20 protein-coding genes and 1 tRNA gene are annotated in these 23,598 nt (G+C 66.2%); 6 read left to right on the forward strand and 15 right to left on the reverse strand.

Features of this window, described 5'->3' with window-relative positions; genetic code table 11:
• Positions 1–8: 8 nt before the first annotated feature.
• From C8J30_RS10265 to C8J30_RS10285, 5 genes are all read right to left on the reverse strand, one after another.
• Positions 9–83 (reverse strand) — tRNA-Glu (locus C8J30_RS10265).
• Positions 84–241: 158 nt separating this feature from the next.
• Positions 242–1,984 (reverse strand): single-stranded-DNA-specific exonuclease RecJ, encoded by a 1,743-nt coding sequence (gene recJ, locus C8J30_RS10270; RefSeq protein WP_110805764.1) that lies wholly within the window; start codon positions 1,982–1,984, stop codon positions 242–244.
• 136 nt (positions 1,985–2,120) lie between these two features.
• A complete protein-coding gene (gene glpX / locus C8J30_RS10275; RefSeq protein WP_110805765.1) occupies positions 2,121–3,086 on the reverse strand; it encodes a class II fructose-bisphosphatase in 966 nt (321 codons plus the stop codon).
• Positions 3,087–3,248: 162 nt separating this feature from the next.
• The gene (locus C8J30_RS10280; protein ID WP_110805766.1) at positions 3,249–4,547 is read right to left on the reverse strand and encodes a homoserine dehydrogenase; all 1,299 of its coding nucleotides are present in this window, start codon (positions 4,545–4,547) and stop codon (positions 3,249–3,251) included.
• A 76-nt stretch (positions 4,548–4,623) separates the two neighbouring features.
• Positions 4,624–4,821, reverse strand: coding sequence for a hypothetical protein (locus C8J30_RS10285; protein WP_110805767.1), 198 nt, complete (start codon positions 4,819–4,821; stop codon positions 4,624–4,626).
• 96 nt (positions 4,822–4,917) lie between these two features.
• Here C8J30_RS10285 and C8J30_RS10290 point away from each other — a divergent pair, with 96 nt between their 5' ends.
• Positions 4,918–5,505, forward strand: a complete 588-nt coding sequence (locus C8J30_RS10290) for a TetR family transcriptional regulator (protein WP_110805768.1) — start codon at positions 4,918–4,920, stop codon at positions 5,503–5,505.
• Between the two features lie 2 nt (positions 5,506–5,507).
• Here the strand turns inward: C8J30_RS10290 and C8J30_RS10295 are convergent, their stop codons facing one another.
• Genes C8J30_RS10295 through C8J30_RS10305 form a run of 3 tightly spaced genes read right to left on the reverse strand, consistent with a single transcriptional unit; the run spans position 5,508 to position 8,403 of the window.
• Positions 5,508–6,137: a TadE/TadG family type IV pilus assembly protein gene (locus C8J30_RS10295; protein ID WP_110805769.1), complete on the reverse strand. Its 630-nt coding sequence runs from the start codon at positions 6,135–6,137 to the stop codon at positions 5,508–5,510.
• Positions 6,138–6,146: 9 nt separating this feature from the next.
• Positions 6,147–6,683, reverse strand: a complete 537-nt coding sequence (locus C8J30_RS10300) for a TadE/TadG family type IV pilus assembly protein (protein WP_110805770.1) — start codon at positions 6,681–6,683, stop codon at positions 6,147–6,149.
• Positions 6,684–6,693: 10 nt separating this feature from the next.
• Complete coding sequence (locus tag C8J30_RS10305; protein ID WP_181420845.1) at positions 6,694–8,403, reverse strand: vWA domain-containing protein; 1,710 nt, start codon at positions 8,401–8,403, stop codon at positions 6,694–6,696.
• Between the two features lie 300 nt (positions 8,404–8,703).
• On the opposite strand from C8J30_RS10305, the gene dnaG reads away from it, so the two are divergent.
• From dnaG to C8J30_RS10320, 3 genes are all read left to right on the forward strand, one after another.
• A complete protein-coding gene (dnaG, locus tag C8J30_RS10310; protein ID WP_110805772.1) occupies positions 8,704–10,704 on the forward strand; it encodes a DNA primase in 2,001 nt (666 codons plus the stop codon).
• Between the two features lie 124 nt (positions 10,705–10,828).
• Entirely contained in the window at positions 10,829–12,850 is a 2,022-nt protein-coding gene (rpoD, locus tag C8J30_RS10315) for an RNA polymerase sigma factor RpoD (protein ID WP_110805773.1), read from the forward strand.
• A gap of 177 nt (positions 12,851–13,027) precedes the next feature.
• A complete protein-coding gene (locus C8J30_RS10320; RefSeq protein ID WP_110805774.1) occupies positions 13,028–13,873 on the forward strand; it encodes a Hint domain-containing protein in 846 nt (281 codons plus the stop codon).
• 11 nt (positions 13,874–13,884) lie between these two features.
• On the opposite strand, the gene pth is transcribed toward C8J30_RS10320, so the two are convergent.
• Positions 13,885–14,598: an aminoacyl-tRNA hydrolase gene (gene pth / locus C8J30_RS10325; protein ID WP_110805775.1), complete on the reverse strand. Its 714-nt coding sequence runs from the start codon at positions 14,596–14,598 to the stop codon at positions 13,885–13,887.
• 175 nt (positions 14,599–14,773) lie between these two features.
• Positions 14,774–15,373 (reverse strand): 50S ribosomal protein L25/general stress protein Ctc, encoded by a 600-nt coding sequence (locus C8J30_RS10330; RefSeq protein ID WP_110805776.1) that lies wholly within the window; start codon positions 15,371–15,373, stop codon positions 14,774–14,776.
• 241 nt (positions 15,374–15,614) lie between these two features.
• On the opposite strand from C8J30_RS10330, the gene C8J30_RS10335 reads away from it, so the two are divergent.
• Positions 15,615–16,766 carry an MFS transporter gene (locus C8J30_RS10335; protein WP_110805777.1) on the forward strand — a complete coding sequence of 384 codons (1,152 nt, stop codon included), beginning with the start codon at positions 15,615–15,617 and terminating at the stop codon, positions 16,764–16,766.
• Positions 16,767–16,802: 36 nt separating this feature from the next.
• Here C8J30_RS10335 and C8J30_RS10340 read toward each other — a convergent pair whose 3' ends face one another.
• Together C8J30_RS10340 and trpA are read right to left on the reverse strand one after the other, a co-directional pair.
• Positions 16,803–17,966 (reverse strand): alpha-hydroxy acid oxidase, encoded by a 1,164-nt coding sequence (locus tag C8J30_RS10340; RefSeq protein ID WP_110805778.1) that lies wholly within the window; start codon positions 17,964–17,966, stop codon positions 16,803–16,805.
• Between the two features lie 201 nt (positions 17,967–18,167).
• Positions 18,168–18,959, reverse strand: coding sequence for a tryptophan synthase subunit alpha (gene trpA, locus C8J30_RS10345; protein WP_110805779.1), 792 nt, complete (start codon positions 18,957–18,959; stop codon positions 18,168–18,170).
• Positions 18,960–19,086: 127 nt separating this feature from the next.
• On the opposite strand from trpA, the gene ychF reads away from it, so the two are divergent.
• Entirely contained in the window at positions 19,087–20,184 is a 1,098-nt protein-coding gene (ychF, locus tag C8J30_RS10350) for a redox-regulated ATPase YchF (protein WP_110805780.1), read from the forward strand.
• 54 nt (positions 20,185–20,238) lie between these two features.
• On the opposite strand, the gene C8J30_RS10355 is transcribed toward ychF, so the two are convergent.
• The 3 genes from C8J30_RS10355 to C8J30_RS10365 all read right to left on the reverse strand — a co-directional run bounded on the left by C8J30_RS10355 (position 20,239) and on the right by C8J30_RS10365 (position 23,514).
• Positions 20,239–21,657: a PepSY-associated TM helix domain-containing protein gene (locus C8J30_RS10355; protein ID WP_110805781.1), complete on the reverse strand. Its 1,419-nt coding sequence runs from the start codon at positions 21,655–21,657 to the stop codon at positions 20,239–20,241.
• Positions 21,658–21,687: 30 nt separating this feature from the next.
• Positions 21,688–22,086 carry a hypothetical protein gene (locus C8J30_RS10360; protein ID WP_110805782.1) on the reverse strand — a complete coding sequence of 133 codons (399 nt, stop codon included), beginning with the start codon at positions 22,084–22,086 and terminating at the stop codon, positions 21,688–21,690.
• 63 nt (positions 22,087–22,149) lie between these two features.
• The gene (locus C8J30_RS10365) at positions 22,150–23,514 is read right to left on the reverse strand and encodes a hypothetical protein (protein ID WP_110805783.1); all 1,365 of its coding nucleotides are present in this window, start codon (positions 23,512–23,514) and stop codon (positions 22,150–22,152) included.
• Positions 23,515–23,598 lie beyond the last annotated feature (84 nt).

Consider the following 23,598-nt stretch of genomic DNA (forward strand, 5'->3'; position numbering starts at 1 on the left):
GAGAATTTTGGCAGTCCGTAGGGGAGTCGAACCCCTCTTCCCAGGTTGAAAACCTGGTGTCCTAACCGATAGACGAACGGACCACCTTTTCGCTTTGTCAGCTGTGCTGCGCGGCGTGAGGGGTGTTTAGGCCAGGCGCAGGTGACTCGCAAGAGGGTTTTTGCAGTTTTTCCAAACTTTCTTCGCGATCCCTGAGAAAACCTTAAAAATAACAGGAAAACAGGGCCTTGGGGCGGGCGGGTCAGGCGCGCGCGGCATCATCAAGGCGCAATTGCACCTTGGATCGGCCGCCCCAGCTGTCGAGTTCGAGCTTGCCTGCCAGATGGAACCGCCCCGCTCCGCCCGCCGAAAGCGCGGGTCCAAGCGGGCCGTCGAAGGCGCCAAAGGCAATCGCGTCGAGCTTTGCGCCAAGCCCGTCGCCGAAGCTCAGACGCAGGTGGTTTTCACCGATCCGGCGGCTGTTCAGAATCGCCATCGCGGCAAAGGCAAAGCGCGGCGAGGGGGCCGCCTGACCATAAGGACCGGCGCGGTCGAGATCCTCCATCAGTGCGGGCGTCGCCGCGCCGGGCATCAGAAGGCCGTCGAGCCGCAGATCGGCCGGGCCGCCCGCGCCTGCGCCCTGCCGGGCGAGCAACTCGGCGAGCCGGGCCATCGCAGCGTCAAGCTGATCCTCGGCCACGGTCAGACCTGCCGCCATCCGGTGCCCGCCGCCCTTGATCAGCAATCCCTCGGCCGCGACCCGTTGCACCGCCGCGCCCAGATCGACGCCCGCGACCGAGCGGGCCGAGCCCTTGCCGATGCCGCCCTCGAGCCCGATCACCACGGCGGGGCGGTTCGTCGCCTCCTTGAGCCGCGCGGCAACGATGCCGACGACGCCCGGATGCCAGCCCTCGCCCGCGGCCCAGACGAGCGGGCCATCAAGCCCCCGGGCCTCGGCCTGCGCCAGCGCGGCGTCGCGGACCCGGTTCTCGATCTCGCGGCGCTCGGTGTTCAGCCGGTCGAGCCGCTCGGCCAGAGCCGCGGCCTCGGTCGGGTTGTCGGTGGACAAGAGCCGCGCCCCCAGATCGGCGGCGCCGATCCGGCCCCCCGCATTGACCCGCGGCCCGAGCAGAAAGCCCAGATGATAGGCGGTCGGCGCCTTGTCGAGCCGCGCCACGTCGGACAGCGCCATCAGCCCCGGCCGCTCGCGCCGGGCCATGACCTTCAGGCCCTGCCGCACCAGCGCCCGGTTGACGCCCAGGAGCGGCGCCACATCGGCCACGGTGGCCAGCGCGACGAGATCGAGCATGGCCATCAGATCGGGGCCCTTGACGCCCTCGGCCCGCAGCTGCCGGTTCGCCTCCACGAGCATCAGGAACACCACCGAGGCGGCACAAAGATGACCCAGATCGCCCGGCTCGTCCTGCCGGTTCGGGTTCACGCAGGCCGTGGCGGGGGGCAGGGTCTCGCCGCCCAGATGGTGGTCGAGAATGACCACATCGGCAGGCGCGGCGGCCGCGACGGGCTCGTGGCTGAGCGTGCCGCAATCGACGCAGACGATCAGCCCGTGCTCGCGCCCGAGCGCCTGCATCGCGGGGACGTTCGGACCATAGCCCTCGTCGATGCGGTCGGGAATGTAGAGCGTGGGCACATGGTTGAAGGCGCGCAGCCAGCAGATCAGCAGCGCCGCCGAAGAGCCGCCATCGACGTCATAATCGGCAAAGATCGCGATCTTTTCGCGGCTCTTCACCGCCCGCAAAAACCGCACGGCGGCCTTTTCCATGTCCTTCAGCCGATGCGGATCGGGCAGCAGATCGCGCAGGGTCGGTTCCAGAAACCCCGCCGCCTCCTCGGGTGTCACGCCGCGCGCCACCAGAACGCGGGCCAAAGGCAAGGGCAGGCGGGTCGCTTGTGCCATCGCCTCGGCCAGACGATCGGCCTCGAGGCTGGGGCCGACCCAGCGCCGCCCGGTCAGCGACGTATCGACATCGAGAAAGCTGTTCATGGTTCGGGTCTAGCGAAAAAACGAAACGCCCGCCAGTGGCGGGCGGTGCTGCGCCGTTCCGGGGAACCGCGCCTGCTTTTCCTTGGCAAAATACGCGCAGGGGGTGCGGGGGGCGGCAGCCCCCCGTTGATTTGCCTCAGCGGATCGGGTTGCGATAGATCACCCGGCGCACCGAACCGGTTTTCGACCGCATCAGGATCGTTTCGGTCTCGATGAATTTCGGGTTGCGCTTCACCCCGTGCAGGATCGAGCCGTTCGTCACGCCGGTCGCGGCAAAGATCACGTCGGCGCGGACCATGTCGTCGCGCGCATAGATCTTGTCGAGATCGGTGATCCCGGCCTTTTTCGCCCGGCCGCGCTCGTCATCGTTGCGGAACAAGAGCTTGCCCCACATCTGACCACCCATGCATTTGAGCGCCGAGGCCGCCAGAACGCCCTCCGGCGCGCCACCCGAGCCCATGTAGATGTCGATGCCGGTCACGTCGGGTTCGGCACAGTGGATGATGCCCGCGACGTCGCCATCGGTGATCAGCCGGATCGAGGCACCGGTCGCGCGGACCTCGGCGATCAGGTCCTCGTGGCGCGGACGCTCAAGGATGCAGCAGGTGATGTCATGGGCCTCGCAGCCCTTCGCCTTGGCCAGCGCATGGATGCGCTCCGACGGCGTCATGTCGAGGCTGACCACGTCCTTTTCGAACCCCGGCCCGATGGCGAGTTTTTCCATGTAGACGTCGGGCGCGTGCAGGAGCGTGCCGCGCGGCGCCATCGCGATCACGGTCAGCGCGTTCGGCATGTCCTTCGCCGTCAGCGTCGTGCCTTCAAGCGGATCAAGCGCGATATCCACCGCCGGGCCTTCGCCGGTGCCGACTTCTTCGCCGATGTAAAGCATCGGGGCCTCGTCCCGCTCGCCCTCGCCGATCACCACGACGCCGCGGATGTCGAGGATGTTGAGCTGCTCGCGCATCGCGTTCACGGCGGCCTGGTCAGCGGCCTTTTCATCGCCGTGCCCGATCAGCCGGGCCGAAGCATGGGCGGCGGCTTCCGAGACGCGCGCAAGGCCGAGCGACAGCAGGCGATCGTTGAAATCGGTGGGGGTGGTCATGGCATGTCCTGTGCGTTTGGATTGCGCCAGCTAGGCCAGAGGCGCGCCGTTTTGACAAGTCTGACAGCGCTAACGATCTGAAACTGCGTTCAATCTGTCGAGAGCCGCAGCGGATCACCGCCCGGGTTGGTGCGCAGATGCACCGGACTTGGGCGGCTTGGGTCAGACTTCCTCAATCCGGAGCGCCACCGGGGCGCCCGTCACGACGCCGGTGGCGGGAAGACCCGCGATGGCCACGTCGATCGCGTCGCGGGTGGTCTTGTGGGTGACGATCAGCACCGGGGCCGAGGTGTCCTCGTGGCCGTATTGGCGCATGCGCGAGATCGAGACGCCCGCCTCGCCCAGCACGGCGGCGACCTTGGCCAGCGCGCCGGGTTTGTCGAGCAGGTGCAGGCGCAGGTAATAGGGCGCGGGGGCCGAAACGACGGCGGGGATCGGATCGGCAAGGCTCGCGGCCGGTTGCCCGAAGGTCGGCAGGCGCAGCCCGCGCGCGATGTCGAGCACATCACCCATCACCGCCGAAGCCGTCGGGCCTTCGCCCGCGCCCGCGCCGCGCAGCACGATCTGGCCGACCGAGTCGCCCTCGATCACCACCATGTTGGTGCCGCCCTGCAATTGGCCAAGCGGCGAGGACGAGGGCACGAGGCAGGGCATCATGCGTTGCTCGAGCCCGCGGCCGGTCATCTGCGCCACGCCCAGAAGCTTGATCTTGTAGCCCATGTCACCGGCGCGACGGATATCGTCAATCGAGATGCAGCCGATCCCTTCCAGCACGACATTGGCGAAGCTGACCTTGGTGCCAAAGGCGATGGCGGCAAGGATCGAGAGCTTGTGGCCCGCGTCGATGCCGCCCACGTCAAGCTGCGGGTCGGCCTCCAGATAGCCCAGTTGCCGGGCTTCCTCGAACACCGTGTCATAGGGCAGGCCCGCGGTTTCCATCCGGGTCAGGATGTAGTTGCAGGTGCCGTTCATCACGCCCATGACGCGGCGGATCTGGTTGCCCGCGAGCCCTTCGGTCAGGGCCTTGATCACCGGGATGCCTCCGGCCACGGCGGCTTCGAAACGGATCACCCGGCCGAGCCCCTCGGCGAGTTCCGCCAAGGCCTGACCGTGATGCGCCAGCAGCGCCTTGTTCGCGGTGACGACATCTTTGCCCGCCTTCAGCGCGGCTTCAGTCGCGTCCTTGGCCGGGCCTTCGTGGCCGCCCATCACCTCGACGAGCACGTCGACATCGTCGCGCAGCGCCAGCGCCACCGGGTCGGTCTCCCAGGCATAATTCGACAGGTCCGCATCGCGGTTCTTCGTGCGGTCACGCGCCGAGACGGCGGTGATCACCACCGGGCGCCCGGTGCGGGCGGCCAGAAGATCGGCGTGCCGCTGCACGATTTTCACCACGCCAATGCCGACGGTGCCAAGCCCCGCAATGCCGAGACGGAGCGGTTGGGCGGCGGCGGCGGTCATGGGAACCTCATGCTGTTGGCGATCAGATGCGCCCTGTTAGCCTTTCGCGCGCCGCAAAGCAACGCGCGGCGTGTCGTTACGGGGTGGCGGATCGCAGCGCCGCGGCGCGGGCGCGCAGCGCATCGGCGCGCGCTTCAAGCCCCGGCGCGGGCGAGGGCGAGAGCGGTTCCTCGACCAGAAGGGTGTCGGTCGGCATCAGCTTCGGGAAATCCGCGCCGGAGGCGGCCGAACAGGCGGCAAGGGCAAGCGGCAATAGCAGGGCAGGGCGCAGCATGGGGGCTCCGGGTGGCTTGGCCGCAGCATAAAGGGCCCCGTCGCCCGCCGCCAGAGCCGGTTTGATATTGAACGCGCGTTCAGATATCTTGCGCGGATGGCACGCAAGACAGGGTCCCATTCCGAAATCACCGGCCCGCGCATCCGCGCCGAGGCCAGCCGTCTGTTTGCGCGGCACGGCTTTGCCGCCGTCTCGATGCGGCAGATCGCGGCGGCGGTGGGTGTGCAGGCGGGGGCGCTTTATCTGTACACCCCCGACAAGGAGGCGCTGCTCTTCGATCTGCTGAAGGCGCATATGGACGAGCTGCTCGCCGCCTGGGCCGAAGAGCCGCGCGGGGCGGGGGCGCTTGCCACGCTCGAAACTTTCGTGCGCTTTCACATCCGCCACAACCTGCCCCGCGCCGAGGCGGTGTTCCTGAGCTACATGGAACTGCGCAACCTCTCGCCCGAGAACTTCGCGGTGATCGAGGCGCTGCGCAAAGCCTATGAGACCGAGCTGGAAACGATCCTGCGGGCGGGTCAGGCCGAGGGGGTCTTTGCCCTGCCGGATACGAAACTGGCGACGATGGCGATCATCGCGATGCTGACCGGGGTGAACACCTGGTTCCGCGAAGGCGGGCGGCTGAGCCGCGAGACCGTCGAGACGATCTATTGGGACATGGTGCGCAAGGCGGTCGGCGCCTGAGCCTATTTCGCGTCATCCCAGACCGTGCGCGGCCCGCGCGGACGGGTGACGACGAAGTTCGAAAAGCGCAGCCTCTCGCTCAGCCCCATCGTGGTGAAGGCGGTGCTGCCGCCGGTGCGGAAGGCGCGGTCGCCGATGCCGAAGATCGGGTAATAGCGCATCGAGGTCTCGACGATCACCGCCATGTCGCCCGCCGCCATCACCGGAATGCGGTCGGCATCAAGGTTGATCGTGGCCTGGGTGTGCTTGTGAATGCCGTTCGATTCCGCCGTCGAATAGGAGCTGACCAGCGAGAAGATCTTGGTCGTGCCGTCGCAATTGTCGGTGTTCGAGACCGCCGAGCAGGAGACCAATGTCACCCGCATCCAGGTGTAATTGCTGTTCGGCACGTGGGTGATGAAGTCGAACACCTTCTTCAGGCCGGTGACATAGGTCGGGCCGATGGCGTTCTGCTCTCGCGAGATCAGATCGCCCACCGCATAGCTGGCCTGCGACGCCAGCAGACGCGTGCGGAAGGCGTCGGAGATCTGGAAGGCGACGGCGAGCCAGCCCAGCAGCAGCAGCGAGGCATAGATCCCCTCGATCGGGATCGAGCCGGTTTCATTGCGCCAGAATTTGCGGAGCATCTTCATCGCTGCACACTATGGTTCGTTGACGAAGGCGGTGATCGAGACCAGCGCGACCTGTCCGCCAGCATCGCGTCGCAGCGCCATCGCGAAGGGGTCGGCCCGCATCATCGTGTCGATCTTCAGGCAGGCGCGCAGCATCATCAGCTGGTTGGTGCCGCCGCGCAGGATCTGCGGCGACAGGGCCACGGCACTCGAGGAATCGGTGCACACCAGACCCGAGCTGTTGGTGGAGGTCCAGGTCGTGGTGTCGATCGGGAATACCTCGACCGCCAGCCGGTCCATGCAATTGCTGATGAAGGCGATGTTCTTGCAGATCGACCGCTTGAGCACGTCGTGGCTGGGCAGGGGTTCGATGCCGAGCCGCAGGATCCGGGTCGAAAGGTCGACGCCGCGGTCGAACAAGGTCTGCTTGATGATCAGCACGCTCATGTCGACCGAGGCCACCATGATCATGATGAAGAGCGGCAGCCACATCACCGCGGGGATGGTGACCGCCCCCTCTTCCGAGCGGGCGCGTCGCCACAGCCGTCTGCGCAGGCGCGAGAGCATGCCGATCCCCTCAGTTCGTCAGACGCAGGGCGTTGATGGCCTCGGCGATCGAGGCGAAGGCGTCGGAGACGTTCGCCCCGGCCACGTCATAGGCATAGGTATCTGCGGTCGCACAGTTGCGCAGGATGTTGACCCCGTTCGTCGGCGCATCGACCGCAACGGTGAAGATGATGACGCCGCGGCTGCTGTTCTTGGCGGTTGTGCACAGGGCCGACAGATCGCTGTCCTTCTGCGCGAACTCGGACTGGATCGCCATCTGCGCATAGAGCGCTTCCTTGGTGTTGGCGGCGTTGTAGCTTTTCAGCGGCGGCGTCAGGAACACCTTGATCACATATTGCAGCGTCAGGTTCTTGCTCCAGATCGTCGGCCAGGTGATTTGATACTTCGTTCCCGCGGGCAGGCTGGACAGCCAGGTGCTGTCGCGCATCCGGAAGTAGGGCGCCGAGCCCTTCGCGGGCAGGTAGTAGTAAAGCTGGTCCCAGTCGCCGGTCAGATAGCCGTTCGAGTCGGTCGAAAAGGCGGTGGCGTTTTTCATCGAGATGAAGCCGGAGTTGCCGGTGCGGTAGTCGGCCTTGGTCGAATAGCTCCGGGTGTTCTGACCGTCGGTCATCAGCACGAGCACTTTCAGCGCGGTCTCGTCGATGTCCTTGGTGCCGTCGTCATAGTCGAGCGGGCGGCCCCGGATGACATTGCTGGCATCGCCATTGGTGATCAGCGTGTTCAGCGCCGGACGCGCGGCCGGATCGAGCAGCGCCAGACCCCAGCGGGCGCCCATGTCGATGGCCGTGTCCCCCTTGGCGGTCAGACCTTCGATCTTGTTCATGATCGTCGTCTTGTCCGTGGCGAAGGCCAGAACCGAGGTGGCGGCCCTTTCCTCGCAGTTGAGGTTCGTCACGTTGGTGTTCAGGTTCCACGTCCCCTGACCCAGCGCATTCTGGCCCCAGTAGTCGAAGCTGTCGCCATACATCGTGCGCGTCAGCGTCGTCGACGGCGAGACGGCAAGGCTGTTGGTCGGCAGCGTGGTCAGGTCGGCGCAGGTGTTCTGGGTGTGGTCGGTGCTGAGCGTGAAGGCCCGGGAGGTCTTGTCCCCCAGGATGACTTGCTGGTTGTAGGGTACGACCGAGATCGAGAGGCGGCCGGCGGGAGCGCTGGCGGGCTGGACCTTCTCGAACATGCTGGTGACGAAGTTCTTCGCCGCCGTCTTCAGCAACGCGATCCGGGTGGAGGAGCTGACCGTGTCGTTCATCGAGCCCGAGACGTCGAGCACAAGCGAGATTTCGACGTTGCCGATCGCCTCGAGCGCCTGGCTGTTGCCGTTCGCCGTCAGGTAGTCGATCCCGGTGAAGGGCTTGAAGATCGTCGGCATCTTGTCCTTGGCGACGATCGTCACCCGGCGCCACTCGTGGAAGTTGCCTTCCTCGACGACGGGATCGATGTCGAGATAATCGAGCCCGGCTTTCTTCAGGTAATCGTCCACGACGAAGGTGGGGTCGAGATCTTGCGAGAGCGAGGCCGCGGCCAGCGCGGCCCGGTCGAGCGTGTTCTGGATCACGGCGCGGCGTTCCTCGACCCGGACGAGGTCGATGGCGACGCCGGTGCAGACGAGCATCAGGATGAAGATTTGCAACGACAGGATGATCAGTGCGCCATCCTCGTTGCGAACCAAACGGCGCAGCAACCCGCTGTTCCGATCCTTCCCGTCTCGACTGCTCAATTTCATCACGCTTCTCCGATCCCGCGTGCGACCCACCCCTGACTCGCGCGCCGGTAGACAGTGTTCCATCCCCCTTATCTCGCCGGATCGGGGCGGAAATGTGGCGCATGCAAGGCGCAGGCCGTTGATTATGCAGGGATTGGCAACGGTTTGGCGGGGGTTGTCGCTGCGGTTTCCGCGATCCAGACAATGCGTGACATGAATTCTCGTTTTTCGGCGACGATTAGAGGGATGTTAATCTTTACGCCGTATCGATTCGCCTTTGGGCCTCTCGACACTGACGCTCCGAATCCCGATATAGGTGCCATGTCCCTTCCGCCCGGATTCCTTGACGAGTTGCGCAACCGCCTGCCGCTGTCGCAGGTGGTCGGGCGCAAGGTGATCTGGGATCAGCGCAAGTCGAACCGCGCCAAGGGCGACTTCTGGGCGCCCTGTCCGTTCCATCACGAAAAGTCGGCCTCGTTTCACGTCGATGACCGCAAGGGCTTCTATTACTGCTTCGGCTGTCACGCCAAGGGCGATGCCGTCGGCTTCGTGAAGGAAACGGAAAACGTCGGCTTCATGGAGGCGGTCGAGATCCTGGCGCGCGAAGCGGGCATGGTGATGCCCGCCCGCGATCCGCAGGCGGCGCAAAAGGCGGACCGGCGCACCGAACTCGTGCGGGTGATGGAAGAGGCGGTGAAATGGTTCCGCCTGCAACTGAGCACGCAGGCGGGGGCGGGCGCGCGCGATTATCTGGCACGGCGACGGCTGGCCCCGGCGGCGCTTGAACGCTTCGAGATCGGCTTCGCCCCCGACAGTCGACAGGCGCTGTTTCAGGCGCTGACGGGCAGGGGCATTGCCCCCGATCTGATCGTCGATGCGGGGCTGTGTATCCGGCCCGAGGATGGCGGCACCCCCTATGACCGCTTCCGCGGCCGGATCATCTTTCCCATTCGCGACGCGCGCGGCCGGGCGATCAGCTTGGGCGGGCGGGCGATGGACCCGAATGCCCGGGCGAAATACCTCAACGGCCCGGAGACCGAGCTTTTCGACAAGGGCCGCAATCTCTACAACCTTGGCCCCGCGCGCGAGGCTTGCGGCAAGGGCAAGCCGCTGATCGTCGCCGAGGGCTATGTCGACGTGATCGCGCTGGTCGAGGCGGGCTTCACCGGCGCCGTCGCCCCCCTTGGCACGGCGATCACCGAAGACCAGCTGAAACTGATGTGGCGCATCGCGGACGAGCCGATCATCGCACTCGATGGCGACGCGGCCGGGCTGCGGGCCGGGCTGCGGCTCGTCGATCTGGCCCTGCCGCTGCTGGAAGCGGGCAAGGCGCTGCGCTTTGCCATCCTGCCCGGCGGGCAGGACCCGGACGAGCTGATCAAGGCCGAGGGCCGCGACGCGATGGAGCGGGTTCTGGCGGGCGCCAAGCCGATGGTCGATCTGCTTTGGAGCCGCGAGACCGAGGGCAAGGTCTTCGACAGCCCCGAACGCAAGGCCGCGCTCGACAAGACCCTGCGCGAGGCGCTGAAGAAGATCGCCGATCCCTCGATCCGCGCCCATTACGGCGAAGACATCAAGCGCCTGCGTGACGATCTGTTCGGCCTGTCGCGTGGCGGGCAGGCGCCGCGCTGGACGATGCCGCGCAGTGATGGGCCGCGCAGTGAGGGGCCGCGCAGTGAGGGGCCGAACAGTTTCAGGCCCCGCAGCCCGGGCACGGGTCCGCGCGGCGCAAAGCCGCCCGCGCTGCCGCTTTCCGCCACAAGGGCCTCGCTTCTGGCCTCGGCGGGCAGCGAGGCGGTGGCTGAACAGCTGCGCGAGACGATGATCATGGCGATCCTGTGCGCCCATCCCGCGCTGGTGGCCGAATTCGAAACCCAGATCGAGCGGTTGCGCCTGTCCGGGCCGGGTTTCTCGACGCTGCGCGACACGATGCTGATGCAGGCACACCAGCCTCCCGAGGCTCTCGCGGAAGCTTTGGCGCGGGAAAACCCGGAGGTGCTTGAAACGCTGATGTCGCATCCCCATGTGCGCTCGGCCCCTCCGGTGCTGCGCCGCGACGACGGTGACTTTGCCCGCATGTGTCTGGCAGAGGAACTGGCCAAGTTGCAGGCGGCGCGGGCGGTGCGGGCAGAAACCGAAGAAGCCGTGGAAGCGCTCGAAGGCCTGGCCGACGAGGGCGTGACATGGCGGATCAGCCAAGCGACGAAAGCCTTTCATCGTGCCGGAAAGTCAAAACTCGAAGACACGGGCGACCTGGGCGAGGACCGGGCCGCCATGTCGGATTTCCTGCAGTCTTTGCTCGACAAGCACGGCGGCGGATGAGAATTTTCTCAGCTGATTCGCCCCTGTGATTCGTTGCCGTGATTCGATAAAACGGCCAGAACCGATTCGACTCGCTGTGCGCCAGCCCGTGCGCAGCCCCGATGCAGCCCGACGAGGAGCGCCCATGGCCGCCAAGGACATCGACGACACCAAGCCCGACACCGCCGCCGACGAGGACGCTTCCTTCGACATGAGCCAGGCCGCCGTCAAGCGGATGATCGCCGAGGCGAAGGAACGCGGCTATATCACCATCGATCAGCTCAACGCGGTGATGCCGCCTGAAACGGTCTCGGGCGAGCAGATCGAAGACGTGATGTCGATGCTCTCCGAAATGGGCATCAACGTCGTCGAGGGCGAGGAAGTCGAGGAAAGTGAAGGCGGCGAGGTTGTCGAGACCGGCTCCGGCTCGCGCGAGATCGCGGTGGCGGGCGCGGCGGGCGAGACGCTTGATCGCACCGACGACCCGGTGCGGATGTATCTGCGCGAGATGGGCTCGGTCGAGCTGCTGTCGCGCGAGGGCGAGATCGCCATCGCCAAGCGCATCGAAGCCGGCCGCAACACGATGATCGCGGGGCTTTGCGAAAGCCCGCTGACCTTTCAGGCGATCACGATCTGGCGCGACGAACTTCTGTCCGAAGAGATCCTGCTGCGCGACGTGATCGACCTTGAAGCGACCTTCGGCCGCTCGCTCGATGGCGACGAGGGCATCGAGGGCATGGACGGGATCGAAGGTCCGGTCGAGGGGCTGGATCTGGAAGGCGCCGAAGGCGCCGCCCCGGCGCAGCGCCGTCCGGCCTCGGACGAGCCCGAATATGACGCGGACGGCAACCCGATCTCGCGCATGGACGAGGAAGACGAGGACGACGACAGCTCGAACATGAGCCTCGCCGCGATGGAAGCCGCGCTCAAGCCCAAGGTGCTCGAGACGCTCGACCTGATCGCGCGCGACTATGCGAAACTTGCCGAGATGCAGGATCTGCGGATGTCGGCGACGCTGAACGAGGACGGCACCTTCACGGTGGCCGAGGAAGCCGCGTACCAGAAGCTGCGCTCGGAAATCGTGCTGCTGGTCAACGAGCTGCATCTGCACAACAACCGGATCGAAGCGCTGATCGACCAGCTTTACGGGATCAACCGCAAGATCATGTCGATCGACTCTGGCATGGTGAAGCTCGCCGATGCCGCCCGGATCAACCGGCGCGAATTCATCGACGAATACCGCGGCTACGAACTCGATCCGACCTGGATGGACCGGATGGCGTCGAAACCCGCCCGGGCCTGGTCGACGCTGTTTGAAAAGAGCCGCGACAAGCTCGAAGACCTGCGGCAGGAAATGGCGCAGGTCGGGCAGTATGTCGGCGTCGACATCTCGGAATTCCGCCGCATCGTGAACCAGGTGCAGAAGGGCGAGAAAGAGGCGCGGCAGGCGAAGAAGGAAATGGTCGAGGCGAACCTGCGTCTCGTGATCTCGATCGCCAAGAAATACACCAACCGCGGGCTGCAATTCCTCGACCTCATTCAGGAAGGCAACATCGGCCTGATGAAGGCGGTCGACAAGTTCGAATACCGCCGCGGCTACAAGTTCTCGACCTATGCGACCTGGTGGATCCGGCAGGCGATCACCCGCTCGATCGCCGATCAGGCGCGCACCATCCGTATTCCGGTGCACATGATCGAGACGATCAACAAGCTGGTGCGGACCGGCCGTCAGATGCTGCACGAGATCGGCCGCGAACCGACCCCGGAAGAACTGGCCGAAAAGCTGCAGATGCCGCTCGAGAAGGTCCGCAAGGTGATGAAGATCGCCAAGGAACCGATCTCGCTCGAAACGCCGATCGGCGACGAGGAAGACAGCCAGCTTGGCGATTTCATCGAGGACAAGAACGCGATCCTGCCCTTGGACAGCGCGATTCAGGAAAACCTCAAGGAAACGACGACGCGGGTTCTGGCCTCGCTCACCCCGCGCGAGGAACGTGTGCTGCGGATGCGTTTCGGCATCGGCATGAACACCGACCACACGCTCGAAGAGGTGGGGCAGCAGTTCAGCGTGACCCGCGAACGGATCCGTCAGATCGAGGCCAAGGCCTTGCGCAAGCTCAAACATCCGAGCCGCTCGCGCAAGCTGCGCAGCTTCCTCGACCAGTAAGCGAGCCCATGGACGATCTCCAAAATGCGCCCCGCGGGGCGCATTTTTTTGACGCAGCGTCATTCAAGTAAAAGTTGAAAATGTGCATTTCACTCTGCTTTTTTCAGGACCTGTCAACTGCCCCTTAAGACTCTCGGTGCAAGACTTTAGTCGGTGGGAAGAGATGGAGGGCGCAAGATGACCATGTTCCGTGATACGTTCGCCGACGTGTTCCATTTCGACGATCGCATGGCCACGACGGGCCAACACCTGCGGCGCACGGACGAGTTTCTCGATCTGGCGCAGGGGTTCTACGGCGAGACCGTCTTGCAGACCTCGCGCGGGTTGCGTCGTGTGTCGAGCATCCTCGAAGGCGAGGCGATGCGGACCTTCGCCGGCGGCCTGGCCACGGTGATGACGATCGAGCGCTTCCCGGTCTCGCGGCTGCGCCATCCGATGCCGCATCGGTTCTGGCCGCTCAGCCTGCCTGCAGGTCTGTTCGGCAACACCCGCAACCGCTTCATCGCGCCCGAGCAATGCGTGCTTCTGCAAAGCGATCTGGCGGCCAAGGAACTGGGCAAGGGCCTGCTTCTGGTGCCGGCCAAGGTGCTGGGCCTGATGCCGCAGGTGATCACGGTGAACCCCGGCCCGAAGGCGGTGCTCTATCGCTTCCGCTTCGAGCGTCCCGAGCTTGTGGTGACCGATCGTGGTGCGGTGATGCTGTGCGATATCGGCTCGATGTTCGACGATTGGGCCGACCTCGATCCGAATGACACGCTGGCGCATATGCCCGATGTCGCGACGCTGCCCTTCGATGTGGCGGTGGATCTGATCCGCCGGGAAATCGAGTTCGATGGCGGGTTGGAGGCGCATTTTGCCAAGCATCTCGCCCGCATGGAGGCGATCCGCAAGGCGAGCTGCGCGCAGGAGTTGGAGATGGCGAACCGGCCGTGCCCGACCACCTGCCACCTCGGCACGACGGCCGATGCGGTGCCCGTGCTCAAGGACAAGCGCAAATGCTTGACGACGAAAGTCCCGGCCTGAGCCTGCCGTGATCAGCGCTTGAACCGGTCCGCCAACTTTTCCAGCGCGGACCGGGTGTCTTCCTTGGGCTCGGGCGTGGTCTTCGCGCTGGGAGCCGGGGCTGGGGCCGAAGCTGGGGCCGGGGCTTCCGCCGGTCTGGTTCCGGTCGAGGACCGCGGCGGCGCCGTGCGCAGCGCAACGGCATTGAGGAACTTCGCCCCGTCGCCCGCCGCGAGCGCTGCCGCCCCGTCGGAAATCCCGCGCATCAGATCGTCCAGCCAGACCGCCTCGGCCTTGGCGAAATCCGACAGCACATAGCCCGCCACCCGGTCCTTGTCGCCCGGATGCCCGATGCCGAGGCGCACCCGCGCATAGGCCTCGCCCATGTGCTGATGGATCGAGCGCAGCCCGTTGTGGCCCGCATGACCGCCGCCCTGCTTCAGCCGCAGTTTGCCGGGGGCAAGGTCCAGCTCATCGTGAAAGACGGTGATCGCCTCGACCGGGACCTTGTAGAAATCCGCCGCCGCCCGCACCGATTGCCCCGAAAGGTTCATGAAGGTCTCGGGTTTGAGGAGGATCACCCGGGTCGAGCCGAACCGACCCTCGGCAACAAAGCCCTGAAACGCCTTCTTCCACGGCGCGAAGCCATGATCGGCGGCGATGCGATCGACCGCCATGAAGCCGATGTTGTGCCGGTTCGCGGCATATTTCGCCCCCGGATTGCCAAGGCCGACCCAAAGCTGCATCGCGACTCTCCTGTGGCGCGTCCCGGCCCGAGCGGGCGGGGGCCAGCCCCCGCACCCCCGAGGTATTTATGGCAAGATGAATGGGTGTTTCATCTTGCCATAAGTACCTCCGCCGGAGGCTTAAAGTGAAACGCCGGGCAGATGCCCGGCGTTTCCCGTTTCCTTGCGGAAAGGATTACTCTTCGGCGTGATCGGCCGAGACGAGACCCGAGGGCGCCGCGATGTTGGCAACGACGAAGTTGCGGTCGATCGTGGGCTTGCAGCCTTCCGGCAGCGGGATGTCGTTGATGTGGATCACGTCACCGATGTTGCGGCCGGTCAGGTCGACGGTGATGTGGTCCGGAATGTCCCCGGCGAGCACTTCGAGTTCGACTTCCGGACGCACGATGGTCAGGGTGCCGCCACGCTTCAGGCCAGGGCTGGCTTCGGCGTTGTCGAAGTTCACGTGGATGAACAGGTTGATGCGCGAGGCGCGGTGGGTGCGCAAGAAGTCGATGTGGGTCGGCAGATCCTTCACCACGTCCTTCTGCACGCCGCGGCAGATCACGCGGACGTCGTCCTGCCCGTCGATGTGCAGGTTGAACAGCGTCGACATGAACCGGCCCTTGCGCAGGCGGGTCAGCAGCTTGTTGTAGTCGAGGTTGATGGCCAGCGGCTCTTTGCCGTCGCCATAAACGATCCCGGGAACCTTGCCCTCACGACGTGCTGCGCGAGCGGCCCCCTTGCCCGTCCCCGTGCGCACCTCGGCTACGAGAGTTTCGATCTCTTTCGCCATTTGGTATCTCCAATGCAAATTGAGGCCCCCTCCAAGGGTGGGGCCCATGAAGGGGGGGAGATAGAGGGGAAGCCCCCGCTTGTCCAGCAGATTCGCGCCCAGATTCGCGCCTTGTTTTGCAGGGTTTCATCACGCTTTGGTAACAGCCCCGGCGAAACCGTGCCGATGTCCGCGCCCCGGGGAGTGGGCGCGGGTCGCAGGCTGTGTTACGCGTCTCCAAAGCGCTTTGAAGGGGGCAGGCATGGCATTGCTGCAAGTGGCGCGGGTGAGCCGCGCGACGGGGTTGGGGCTTTGTGCCCTCGGGGTATTCTGGGGCGCTTTCGCGGCGCAGATGCCGGAATTCAAGGCGCGGGCCGGGGTCGAGGACGGGCTGTTCGGCGTGCTGCTGCTCGGCTCCGCCGTGGGGGGCATGGCCGCGATGGCGCTGGCGCCGCAGGTCGGGCGCTGGCTTGGCCTGCGCATCCTGCCGCTGACCGGGGCGTTTCTGGCCTTTGCCGCGCTGATGCCGCTGCTGATCCATTCGGGTCCGGCGCTGGCGCTGGCGCTCGTCGTCATGGGCGTCGCGATGTCGAGCCTCGATCTGGCCGCGAATGTGCGGATCTCCGAACTCGAACATGACACCGGCCTGCCGCTGATGAACTGGAACCATGCGCTCTTCTCGGCGGGGTTTGCGGTCTCGGCCCTGCTTGCCGGAATGGCGCGGCGGGCGGGCTTTGCGCCCGAGGCGGTGCAGCCGGTGCTGGGGCTGGTTCTGGTCGCAATGGCCGCCGCGATGATCGAGGCGCGGCGGGCGCATGCCTCCGCCGAGGAGGCCGAGGCGAAAGCGGCCGCCCGCACGCCCTGGGCGGCGGCGCTGGCGGCGGCGGCGATCCTGTTCGCGGCTTTCGTCGCCGAGAATGCGACCGAGACCTGGTCGGCGCTGCATATCGAGCGCAATTTGGGCGGGGCTCCGGGCGAGGGCGCCTTCGGCCCGGCGATGCTGGGTCTGACGATGGCGGCGGGACGGTTTGGCGGGCAACTGCTCGCCGCCCGTCTGGGCGAGGCGCGTCTTGTGGCGCTTTCCGCCGTGCTGGGCTGCCTTGGCGCGCTGGTGACCGCGGTTGCCCCGGTGCAGGCGCTCGCCGTTCTGGGCATCGGCATGATCGGCATGGGCGTCGCGGTCGTCGTGCCCTCGGCCAATTCGCTTCTGGGGCAGCGGGTGGCCCCGGCCGAGCGGGCGCTCGCGATCTCGCGCTCGTGGATGATCGGCTTCACCGGCTTTTTCATCGGCCCGGTGGTGATGGGCGCCTTGGCGCAGGCCTTTGGTCTGCGCGCGGCCTTTGTCGCGGTGGCGCTGGTGATGGCCTCGATCCTGCCCGGCCTCTGGGCGCTGAAGCGGATCAGGCGCGCCTGAGGGGATGACGGCCCGGGGTGTCCCGGGCCCGCCTGCTCAGCGGTAAGTGGTGAAGAAGCCCTCGGGCACCAGCAGGTTGTCGCGGCCGAGATCCTGCACCCGCTTCTCGCCACACAGCGCCATCGAGATGTCCAGCTCCTTGCGCATCACCTCAAGCGCCTTGGTCACCCCCGCCTCGCCCATCGCGCCGAGGCCATGCACATAGGCGCGGCCGATCATCGTGCCCGTTGCCCCCAGCGCCAGCGCCTTCAGGATGTCCTGACCCGAGCGGATGCCGCTGTCGAGCCAGACCTCGGTCTTGTCCCCAACCGCCTGCACGATCTCGGGCAGCATGCGGATGGAACTGAGCGCGCCATCCAGCTGCCGCCCGCCGTGGTTTGACACGATGATCGCATCGGCGCCGAAATCGGCGGCGGCGCGGGCGTCCTCGGCATCCAGAATGCCTTTCAGGATGAACTTGCCGCCCCATTGATCGCGGATCCGGGCAATCTTTGTCCAGTCGAGACAGGGGTCGAACTGCTCCGAGGTCCAGCTCATCAGCGAGGCCGCATCGCCGACGCCCTTGGCATGGCCGACGATATTGCCAAAGAAGCGGCGCGGCGTGGCCAGCATCTCGCGGCCCCAGGTCAGCTTCGTCGCCATGTCGATCAGGTTCGCCGGCGTCAGCTTCGGCGGCGCGGTCAGGCCGTTCTTCAGATCCTTGTGTCGCTGGCCCAGAATTTGCAGATCGAGCGTCAGCACCAGCGCCGAGCAGCGCGCCTTCTTCGCCCGCTCGATGATCGCATCGACGAAGTCTTCATCGCGCATCACGTAAAGCTGGAACCAGAACGGATCGGGGGACTGGGCCGCCACATCCTCGATCGAACAGATCGACATTGTCGACAGCGTGAAGGGCACGCCGAATTTCGCCGCTGCCCGCGCCGCCTTGATCTCGCCATCCGCCCGCTGCATGCCCAAAAGCCCGACCGGCGCCAAAGCCACCGGCATCGCGACCGGCTGGCCCGCCATCGTGCTCGCGGTCGAACGGCCGGACATGTCCACCGCCACCTTCTGCCGCAACCGGATCTGCGCGAAATCCGTGGTGTTCTCGCGGAAGGTCTGCTCGGTATAAGAGCCGCTTTCGCAGTAATCGTAGAACATCTTCGGCGTGCGTTTCCGGTGCAACGCCTTCAGATCGTCGATGCAGGTGATGACGGTCACGGGTCCCTCCTCCCAACTGGTCAAGTGAACTTACCAATTCTTGCGAGGATTGCAAGCAACTGGTCAGGTCGCGCCAAAGGCCGCCTGTTTCATCTTGTCCCAAATATCTCGGGGGGAGTCCGAAGGACGGGGGGCAGCGCCCCCCTCCGCACGGGCAGGATGGGCGCACGGGCAGGATGGGCGCACGGGCAGGATGGGCGCTCAGGCCGAATGCGCGCCCGCGGCCAGCGCCGCGACGGTGGCCAGAACCTCGGCCGGGCTCTTTCCCGCGCCGATCTCCTTGACGATGGCCGAGCCGACGACGCAGCCATCGGCGACGGCGGCAATCGACTGCGCCGCCTCGGGGGTCGAGATGCCGAACCCGACGATCAGCGGCAGATCGGTTGCCGCCTTGATCCGCGCCACTTCCGGCGCGACATCGGCCACCTGCGCGGCCTGCGAGCCGGTGATGCCGGTCACCGAGACGTAATAGACGAAGCCAGAGGTGTTCTGCAGCACCTTCGGCAGGCGCTTGTCATCGGTCGTCGGCGTCGCGAGGCGAATGAAGTTGATCCCCGCCTCTGCCGCCGGAAGGCACAGCTCGGCGTCTTCCTCGGGCGGCAGATCGACGACGATCAGCCCGTCGATGCCCGCGGCCTTCGCATCGGCCAGAAACCGGGCGACGCCGCGATTGTAGATCGGGTTGTAGTAGCCCATCATCACGATCGGCGTGGTGTCGTCGGTCTTGCGGAACTCGGCCACCATGTCGAGGGTCTTCTGCAGCGTCTGCCCGCCATCGAGGGCGCGTTGCCCCGCCAGCTGGATCGTCGTGCCATCGGCCATCGGATCGGTGAAGGGCAGGCCCAGCTCGATGATGTCGACGCCCGCCGCGGGCATGCCTTTCAGGATCTCGGCCGAGGTCGCCAGATCCGGGTCCCCCGCCATGATATAGGCGACGAAGGCTTTCTTGCCCTCGGCCTTCAGGGCGGCGAATTTGGCGTCGATGCGAGTCATGGTGGTCCCCTTCGAATGTCCGTGCGGGTTTGCGGGAAGCAGCGCAGAAAATCAATGGCGAAAGGGCCGCGGCTTGCTTTGCGCCCCATCCCCGCGTAAGAGGCGCGCAATCATCAAGGAGAGTGACATGGGCTTTCGCATGGGGATCGTGGGCTTGCCGAACGTCGGCAAATCGACGCTGTTCAACGCGCTGACGAAAACCGCCGCGGCGCAGGCGGCGAACTTCCCCTTCTGCACCATCGAGCCGAATGTCGGCGAGGTGGCCGTGCCCGATCCGCGCCTTGACAAGCTGGCCGAGATTGCCGGGTCGAAACAGATCATCCCGACGCGGATGACCTTTGTCGATATCGCGGGCCTCGTGAAGGGCGCCTCGAAGGGCGAGGGGCTCGGCAACCAGTTTCTGGCCAACATCCGCGAGACCGACGCCATCGCCCATGTGCTGCGCTGTTTCGAAGACGGCGACGTGACCCATGTCGAGGGCCGCGTCGATCCCTTGGCCGATGCCGAGACGATCGAGACCGAGCTGATGATTGCCGATCTCGAAAGCCTGGAAAAGCGGCTGAACAACATCGCGCGCAAGATCAATGCGGGCGACAAGCAGGCCAAGGAAGATGCGCGGCTGATGCTGGCCGCGAAAGAGGCGCTCGAGGCGGGCCGCCCGGCGCGCACGGTCAAGGTCGCGGACGATGACCGCAAGGCCTGGGGGATGCTGCAACTGCTGACGGCAAAACCCGTGCTTTACGTCTGCAACGTCGAGGAAGAGAACGCCGCCAAGGGCAATGCGCAATCCGAGCGCGTCGCCGAGATGGCGCGGGCCAGCGGCGCTGCCGCGGTGGTGATTTCGGCGAAGATCGAGGAAGAGATTTCCCAGCTCGCCCCCGACGAGGCGACGATGTTCCTCGAGGAACTCGGCCTGCACGAGGCGGGGCTGGACCGTCTGATCCGCGCCGGTCACGACCTTCTCGGCCTGCAGACCTATTTCACCGTCGGCCCGAAAGAGGCCCGCGCCTGGACGATCCGCAAGGGCACGCTGGCCCCCGCCGCCGCGGGCGTGATCCACGGCGATTTCGAGCGCGGCTTCATCCGTTCGGAAACCGTGGCTTACGACGATTACGTCCAATATCGCGGCGAGAGCGGCGCGAAAGAGGCGGGCAAGTTCCGCGTCGAGGGCAAGACCTACGAAGTGCAAGACGGCGACGTGCTGCACTTCCTGTTCAACGCGTAAACACAGTTAAACACTTGAAAAACGCCGCCCCGGTGATCCGGGGCGGCGTTTTCGTTACGAGAGCACCCGTTTCAGCGCCGGGACATGGCGCAGCACCAGCGCGTCGAGCAGCAGAACCGCCACGATGACAGCCCCTCCCAGCGGGAAGGCGAGCGCCACGAGGGCCGCGACGACAAGGCCGCCTTTCCACAGCGGCGCCTCTGGCACGCGCGGCGGGGCGGCCAGACGACCGGCGCCGGTGGGGCGGCGTTTCCACCACAGCACCACGCCCGCAATCGTGCTCAGCGCCAAGGTCGCGCAGATCGCCAGATTGAGCGCGACGCTCCACAACCCCAGCTGCCCCTCGTGCAGCGCGATCCCCACCGCCATCATCTTGCCCATCAGCGGGTAATCGTCATAGCGCACATCGGCCAGAATCCTGCCGGTGTATTGGTCGATATGCACGGTGCGGTCCGTGGTCGGGTTCGGGCTGTCATAGCTTTGGGAATCGCGCGACAGCGTCCAGACCCCGGTCTTGTCGGCGGGCGCCGAGACCTGCACCCGCGCGTCAAAGCCAAGCGCCCGGGCGCCCGCCATCACCGTCTCGAAGGTGACCGGCGTGCCCATCGGCAGAAGTTGCACCCCCGCCTGCGAACCCGACGCGGGCAGCGGCGTCAGTTCCAGCACCCACGGCACCTCTTCCTGCGCGGTGTGGTTCATCGCGGCATGGGTTGCATCGGACAGCGGCACCGCATCCCATTTCGCGGCCGGAAAGCTCGACCAGGGTTGCACGATCTTGCCGCCCCAGACGCCGGTCCAGCTCATGCCGGTGAGCAGGAAGAAGCCGAGGAAGAGCGCGGCCCAGACGCCCGAACTCAGGTGCAGCGATTTCCAGAAGCTGCGGCCTTTTGCGGCCAGATCCGGCACCAGCACCGCGCGCCAGCTTTTGCCGCCCCGCGGCCAGGCGAGGTAAAGCCCGCTCGTCAGCATCATCACCCCAAGGCTTGCGGCGATTTCCACCAGCGTATCGCCCGGGCCGCCATTGCCACCCCAGAGCAATTCGCCATGCAGGTTGGTCAGCCATTCGTTCCAGGTGCCGGTCTCGGTCCGGTCCGCCAGAACGGCCGCGGAATAGGGATCGACGGCCAGCATCCGCGCCGTCTCGCCCTCCTGCACCCGCACGATCGCCGGGGTCTCGGCATCGCGCGGCGCAATGTATTTGTCGGCATGGCTGCCCGGATGCGCCGCCTCGGCGGCGGCGATCTGCGCGCTGACGCTTTGCGCCTGTGCCGTGGGGGTGACGGCGATCCGGTCGCCATATTCCGAGTCGATGGCGGTGAACCACACCATCAGCGCGCCGGTGACGGCAAGCATCAGCAGGAAGGGCACGACGTAAAGCCCGGCATAGAAATGCCAGCGCCATGCGGTGAAGTAAAAGCTGTTCAGGCGCGACGGCGCCTCGGAGGGCGTGGCCCCCGGCGTGAAAACGGTCATGATTTTTCCTTTGATTGACGTGAGATCGGGTCAGATCACGGCAATCGCAGGGGGGCCGGTTGCGGGCGGAAGGCCCGTCACCTGACCATCGCGCAGGGCGGTGGGCGGGGGGGCGAAGCTCGGAGCGAGCAGAGAGCCAACTGGCGCGGGGGCGACTTCGGGGCGGCCCGCATCGGTGGCAAAGGCATGCAGCGCGCCCCATTTGCAGCGCGGATCGCGGTCCTCGGGCAGTGGCACGACAGGCTTGCCCGATGCGGCATCAAGCACGATGACGACTGGCCCGTGCCCCGAGCACAGCACCAGTTCCGCCGCGCCGCTGAGCCCGCGCGTCGGCATCACCGAGGCCGGAAGACCCGCGGCAAGGATCAAAACCACCAGCATCGCCCAAGAGGCGAGCCCGCGCAGCCCTATCCTTGCCATCGTCTTCATGCCGCCGCAGTAAAGGTGAATTTCCGCTGCGTCAATAAAGCGAAATGCGGGGTGGGGCGCAGATCAGGCGCGCAGGTCTTCGCAGTCTTTCAGCGCCGCGCTGGCGGGATCAAGCGCCAGCACTGCCCGGGCTTCGGCCAAAAGCCGGTCCGCTTCGGCCTGATCGCCGCGGATCAGCGCCACCCGCGCAAGGCCGGTCAGGCTTTCCGCCCAGCGGTAATCGGCGTGATCGCGACGACCACAGGCCAGCGCGGTCTCGAAGGCCTGTTGCGCCCGCGCGGCGCCGTCGCTTGCGGGCAGCGCCCGGGCCAGCGCCAGCGCCGTCAGGCCGAGATTGTGCTGCAACCGCGCCCGCTCGGCCGGGGTCTCAAGCCCGGCCAGAACCGCATCCGCGGCCTCGAACTCCTCGATCGCGGTCCTCAGCGGCGTCGCATCGCCGGTCACCTCGGCCAGATGCCGCCGGGCGAGCGCCAGCGTCGCCACCGCCGAGGCCCAGTCGGCCGGGTGGTCTTCCTGCTTCAGCGCTTCAAGAACGGCGTCCAGATCCGCGATTGCGGTTTCGATCAGCGCGGCATCGCCCGTCATCCGGCCCAAAGCCGCGCGCACATTCGCCCGTGCCGCGGTGCTGTTTGCCCATTCGAGCGGCGAGCCCTGGGAATTGAACACCTCAAGCACCGCCGAATAGGCCTTGATCGCCTTTTTCAGCATCGCGGCATCGCGGTGGCGCAGGCCGATCAGCTCGTGGATGCCGCCCAGATTGTGCTGCGAAAAGGCCCAGTTTTCCGGCTGTTTCGTCCGCGCGACGGCCTTGGCGGCGGCGGTGAAGAGCTCGGCCGCAAGGTCGAGGTGTTTGCGCCCGGGGCGGAACTGGCCGATGATCTGATGGCAATTGCCAAGGCTCGTCTGCGCCTGACCGAGTTCGCCGCCCTTGGCGCGCTTGTAAAGCGCCTTGGCGAGTTCCAGCGCCAAGAGCATGTCGAAGGGATCGCCCGCCTTCTCCCCGGCTGCCAGCTTTTCATAAAGCAGATCGACGGTCGCCCGGAACACCCCGCCCGCGGGGGCGGCGGCCTTGAGCCGCTCGATCTGCCGTGCGGCGGCCTGTTCGGGGGCGTTGCAGATCCGGTCCTGTCGCGCTGCGGCGGCCAAAAGCGGCTCCTCCGTCGCGCCGTCCAGAAGGGCGGCGGCCGCGGCACGGTCTCCGGCGGCGTTCAGCGCCGCAACCTGACGCAGGGTTTCGTTTTCACCCGCCAGCGCGGCGGTTTCGGCAGCCGCCGCCAGCGCCGCGCGCAGCCCGTTCAGCGCCAGTTCCGGGTCGGGAAACCGCCCGGTGGCAAACTCCTGCGCGAGCGCCTGCACCAGCGGCAGGGGGGCGTCGGTCGCGCCCAGACGGCGGATCAGATCGGCGGTGACAGGGTCTTCGGCGGGCATGGCATCCTCGGTCTTGCGCGGGTCTGGCCCCGCCGTCCCGATCTAGCCGAAGTTGCCGCAGAGCGAAACGCCCCGCGGCTGGGT

The organism is Rhodobacter viridis (assembly GCF_003217355.1).
Lineage (GTDB): Bacteria > Pseudomonadota > Alphaproteobacteria > Rhodobacterales > Rhodobacteraceae > Rhodobacter > Rhodobacter viridis.

Bases quoted from the DNA above. Each gene is read 5' to 3' on its own strand.
- recJ (WP_110805764.1), bottom strand. From the start codon at position 1,984: ATGAACAGCTTTCTCGATGTCGATACGTCGCTGACCGGGCGGCGCTGG.
- glpX (WP_110805765.1), bottom strand. From the start codon at position 3,086: ATGACCACCCCCACCGATTTCAACGATCGCCTGCTGTCGCTCGGCCTT.
- C8J30_RS10280 (WP_110805766.1), bottom strand. From the start codon at position 4,547: ATGACCGCCGCCGCCGCCCAACCGCTCCGTCTCGGCATTGCGGGGCTT.
- C8J30_RS10285 (WP_110805767.1), bottom strand. From the start codon at position 4,821: ATGCTGCGCCCTGCCCTGCTATTGCCGCTTGCCCTTGCCGCCTGTTCG.
- C8J30_RS10290 (WP_110805768.1), top strand. From the start codon at position 4,918: ATGGCACGCAAGACAGGGTCCCATTCCGAAATCACCGGCCCGCGCATC.
- C8J30_RS10295 (WP_110805769.1), bottom strand. From the start codon at position 6,137: ATGAAGATGCTCCGCAAATTCTGGCGCAATGAAACCGGCTCGATCCCG.
- C8J30_RS10300 (WP_110805770.1), bottom strand. From the start codon at position 6,683: ATGCTCTCGCGCCTGCGCAGACGGCTGTGGCGACGCGCCCGCTCGGAA.
- C8J30_RS10305 (WP_181420845.1), bottom strand. From the start codon at position 8,403: ATGAAATTGAGCAGTCGAGACGGGAAGGATCGGAACAGCGGGTTGCTG.
- dnaG (WP_110805772.1), top strand. From the start codon at position 8,704: ATGTCCCTTCCGCCCGGATTCCTTGACGAGTTGCGCAACCGCCTGCCG.
- rpoD (WP_110805773.1), top strand. From the start codon at position 10,829: ATGGCCGCCAAGGACATCGACGACACCAAGCCCGACACCGCCGCCGAC.
- C8J30_RS10320 (WP_110805774.1), top strand. From the start codon at position 13,028: ATGACCATGTTCCGTGATACGTTCGCCGACGTGTTCCATTTCGACGAT.
- pth (WP_110805775.1), bottom strand. From the start codon at position 14,598: ATGCAGCTTTGGGTCGGCCTTGGCAATCCGGGGGCGAAATATGCCGCG.
- C8J30_RS10330 (WP_110805776.1), bottom strand. From the start codon at position 15,373: ATGGCGAAAGAGATCGAAACTCTCGTAGCCGAGGTGCGCACGGGGACG.
- C8J30_RS10335 (WP_110805777.1), top strand. From the start codon at position 15,615: ATGGCATTGCTGCAAGTGGCGCGGGTGAGCCGCGCGACGGGGTTGGGG.
- trpA (WP_110805779.1), bottom strand. From the start codon at position 18,959: ATGACTCGCATCGACGCCAAATTCGCCGCCCTGAAGGCCGAGGGCAAG.
- ychF (WP_110805780.1), top strand. From the start codon at position 19,087: ATGGGCTTTCGCATGGGGATCGTGGGCTTGCCGAACGTCGGCAAATCG.
- C8J30_RS10355 (WP_110805781.1), bottom strand. From the start codon at position 21,657: ATGACCGTTTTCACGCCGGGGGCCACGCCCTCCGAGGCGCCGTCGCGC.
- C8J30_RS10360 (WP_110805782.1), bottom strand. From the start codon at position 22,086: ATGAAGACGATGGCAAGGATAGGGCTGCGCGGGCTCGCCTCTTGGGCG.
- C8J30_RS10365 (WP_110805783.1), bottom strand. From the start codon at position 23,514: ATGCCCGCCGAAGACCCTGTCACCGCCGATCTGATCCGCCGTCTGGGC.